This is a genomic window from Thalassolituus sp. UBA2009, from assembly GCF_002335285.1.
GTDB lineage: Bacteria > Pseudomonadota > Gammaproteobacteria > Pseudomonadales > Oceanobacteraceae > Venatoribacter > Venatoribacter alkanivorans.
Genome location: NZ_DDCJ01000158.1, coordinates 46033 through 48120, shown reverse-complemented (window position 1 = coordinate 48120; position 2088 = coordinate 46033). Strand labels below are relative to the sequence as shown.

Annotated in this window: 2 protein-coding genes and 1 pseudogene; 2 read left to right on the top strand and 1 reads right to left on the bottom strand. The window is 52.5% G+C overall.

The features are described 5' to 3' along the window. A pseudogene (locus tag B3P58_RS19725) lies at positions 1-239 on the bottom strand (gamma-glutamyl-phosphate reductase); the annotation flags it as partial. A 117-nt stretch (positions 240-356) separates the two neighbouring features. Between B3P58_RS19725 and B3P58_RS19720 the strand changes: the two are divergent. Together B3P58_RS19720 and B3P58_RS19715 are read left to right on the top strand one after the other, a co-directional pair. Then, complete coding sequence (locus B3P58_RS19720) at positions 357-1289, top strand: GGDEF domain-containing protein (RefSeq protein WP_145469747.1); 933 nt, start codon at positions 357-359, stop codon at positions 1287-1289. Further along, positions 1279-2088: GGDEF domain-containing protein (locus tag B3P58_RS19715; RefSeq protein ID WP_286719985.1), on the top strand; the 810-nt coding region annotated here is incomplete at its 3' end. The genes B3P58_RS19720 and B3P58_RS19715, both read left to right, overlap by 11 nt.

Here is a 2088-nt window from a genome sequence, read left to right as displayed (position 1 = left end):
GTATCGATACGCTCGTCGGTCAGTTCCAGACGATCGAGCAGGGCAGCCTCAAGGCCATTGTCGCGGCCGCGCTGCATATCACGCTGGTTGGCGGCCTTGATGGCATCGCGTTGGGCGGTAATGGCGTCGGCAATGGCCAGCAGCGCCTTATTTTTGTCCTGAGTCGACGCACGGGCCATGGCTCGGGAGGCCTGGCGGGCATTCTGACCCAGGGTCTGCATGTATTCGATTACATCCATCGATCACACCTGAACAGTCTGTAGCGGGAGAAAGTGCGCTAGTATACACCAACAACTACAATGAAAGCGTCCGCAGCCTCTGCGGTGCAGTAATTTCAGCTACGGATTCTCTCGGTTATGGAAAAAACGCAGTTTCACAGCCTGGTCGTGCTGCAGGTTAAAGTCCTTTATTGCCTGCTGGCGGCTTTGGGGTTGAGCATTATTGCCGCCCTGGATCTGCTCGAAGATAAAAAACAGTTCGCCATGATTGCCGCCGGTTTTTCGCTGGCGCTGGTGATTTATGCCGGTTACCTGCTACTGCGCCGTAAGCAGCGTTCTTCGCCGTACCCGGAGTGGGTTCTGGTGGGGCTGTTATCGGTGTTTACCCTGTTTGGTATGCATCAGAGTGCACAGGTCGCGCACTGGATTTATTTTGTGCCGGTGTACACCTACTTTTTGTTTCCCTTCCGTCTGGCAAGCTACATTACCCTCGCGTACAGCGCGGTGCTGGTATTACTGGTACTGGAAGACTTTGATAATTACAGCCGTTTGCAGATGCTGTTTACCTACGCTGCCTGTTACACCTTCTCGGTGATGTATGCACTGATTAACGAACGTAATAACCGTGCCCTGACCGAGATTGTGAATACCGATCCGCTGACGCAGGTCTATAACGAACATCAGTTGTATCTGGATCTGAATAAAGAAATGACCCGTGCCGACCGTCAGCGCAGCAGCCTGATGTTAATGGCGGTGGCAACACCAGAGGCCTGGCACAGTCTGAAAGTGGAAGATTATGAACAGCGCCTGAGTTATCTCGGTAATAAACTGCGCAAGTGTCTGCGTAAATACGATGCCTGTTACCGCCTGAATACCGATGATTTTGTGATTGTTATGCCGCACAGTGATCCGCAGGATTCTGAAGAGCTGAAAGCCCAGCTGCTGGGCTGTATGGCCGATAAAAAGTTTGCCGCACTGAAAGAACTGCCGGTGCATGTGGAGGCCTATCAACCGGATGACGATGCTCACAGTCTGATCCGCCGGGTTATGGAGACATTACATGCTGGCTGACTTATCACAGGACGAATTGCTGCCAAGACTTCAGGCCGTGGTGTATTTACTGGCATCGGTCGCCATTGGCATTCTGATGTACGACCAGTACCGGCAGGGGTTGTACCCGTTGGTGCTGAGTAACGCTATAGCCATCCCGGCGTTTGTATTCAGCGCCATTTTTATTTATATCAACCGCGACCGTGACAGCTTCTCCTGGGTCAATTATCCGCTGATTTTTACCCTGGCCGGACTGGCGCTGTATCAGTTGCCGCAGTACCCGCAGCTGATGACGCATTATTTATATGCCTTACCACTGTTCAGTTATTTTTGTCTGCCGCTGTATCCGGCCACCGTATTTAATGTGGTGGTCGCGGTTCTGATGACGCTGCTGCTGTGGCTTGATCATGGTTTTATGCTGGCGCTGCGTACCGGCACCAATTATTCATTGCTGCTCGGCTCTGCCTGGTGTTTTGCCTATTTAACGCTGTTAAAAGGCTGGTCGCTGAAACGTCTGGCGCTGACCGATCAGACTTCCGGCGCCTATAACCGCAGACACTTTTTTCATGCCCTGACCCGCGAGATTGCCCGCAGTGAATCGACCCGTCACAGTGTCAGCCTGATCGGACTGGTGATTGATGATTACCGTCAGCTGATTGATATTCACGGCAACCGGGTGATGTCGCAGTTTCTGCCACGTTTTGTAGAACGCACTCAGCGCCAGATCCGTGCCGGAGATGAAATATTCCGTCTGGCCGATGATTTGTTTGTACTGGTGCTGCCGAACTGTCCGGAAGATGGCGCCATTGTGCTGATGGAG